At 65.8% G+C, this 1,537-nt stretch carries 1 protein-coding gene; it reads left to right on the top strand.

The window, feature by feature from the left end:
• The coding region (gene pknB / locus ABN034_RS34195; RefSeq protein WP_349695102.1) for a Stk1 family PASTA domain-containing Ser/Thr kinase at positions 1-1,537 on the top strand (1,537 nt) is incomplete at both ends.

The following is a 1,537-nucleotide window of genomic DNA, read 5'->3' on the forward strand; positions in this document are numbered from 1 at the left end:
CTCGGCGGTCGGTATGACCTTGGCGAGGTGCTCGGTCACGGGGGTATGGCCGAGGTGCGTATCGGTATTGATCGGCGTCTTGGTCGGACGGTTGCGGTGAAGACGTTGCGGGCTGATCTGGCTTCTGATCCGACGTTTCAGGCGCGGTTTCGGCGGGAGGCGCAGTCGGCGGCGGCGTTGAATCATCCCTCGATCGTGGCGGTCTATGACACCGGTGAGGAGATCACCGATGGCATGAACGTGCCGTACATCGTGATGGAGTATGTCGAGGGCCGCACGCTGCGTGATGTGTTGCGGGAGAGTCGGCGGATCCTGCCCGAGCGGGCGTTGGAGATCACCGCCGATGTGTGCGATGCCCTGGAGTACTCCCACCGGGCCGGGATCGTGCACCGTGACATCAAACCGGCGAACGTGATGCTCACCCCGAACGGCGATGTCAAGGTGATGGACTTCGGCATCGCCCGCGCCGTGGCCGATGCCTCAGCGACGATGACCCAGACCGCCGCGGTGATCGGCACCGCCCAGTACCTGTCCCCCGAACAGGCCCGCGGCGAATCGGTCGATGCCCGCAGCGACATCTACTCCACCGGCTGCCTGCTGTATGAACTGCTGACCAGCCGGCCACCGTTCGTCGGCGACTCACCGGTCTCGGTCGCCTACCAACACGTCCGCGAAGAACCCCGCCCACCCTCGATGCTCGACCCCGAGGTGAGCCCGGTCGCCGACGCGATCACCCTCAAAGCACTCCAGAAGAAACCACTCGACCGCTACCAGTCCGCAGCCGAGATGCGCGAGGACATCGAACGCGGCCTGTCCGGCCAACGCGTCGCCGCCCCCATGATGGCCGACGACGCCACCGCCCGGTTCATGCCCGCCAACGACGAACAACCACCACCCCCCTACGACCCCCGCCCCACCCACCAATGGCACCCCGACGACGACGACCCACCCGACCGCGGCCGCAAAATCGCCTACGCCATGCTGATCGCCGCGATCCTGTTCGTCCTCGGCGTCGCCGCGTTCATCGGCCTCAACGCCCTCGCCGGCGACGGCCAAGGCGAAACCCGACCCACCCCCACCCTGATCGGCAAAACCGAAGAACAAGCCCGCCGAGACCTCGCCAACGCCGGCCTCGAACTCGGCACCGTCCAAGACAAACCCAGCGACCGCAAAGCCGGCCTGATCATCGCCCAAGACCCCGACCCCGGCGCCGAAGTCGACGTCGGCGGCACCGTCAACATCACCATCTCCTCCGGCAAGAAAACCATCAACGTCCCCGACGTCACCGGCAAACAAGTCGACCAAGCCCAAACCCAACTCGAAGCAGCCAACTTCACAGTCGAAACCAAAGAAGACCCCCGCTCCAGCGAACCCAAAGGCACCGTCACCACCACCGACCCCGCCCCCGGCACCCCCGCCCCCGAAGGCTCCACCATCACCGTCTACTACTCCAGCGGCCTCATCGAAGTCCCCGAAGTCCTCGGCGAAAGCCAAGCAGTCGCCGAAGCACGACTAGAAGACGCCGGCTTCAAGGTCA

It is taken from the genome of Actinopolymorpha sp. B11F2 (assembly GCF_040195635.1).
Classification (GTDB): domain Bacteria; phylum Actinomycetota; class Actinomycetes; order Propionibacteriales; family Actinopolymorphaceae; genus Thermasporomyces.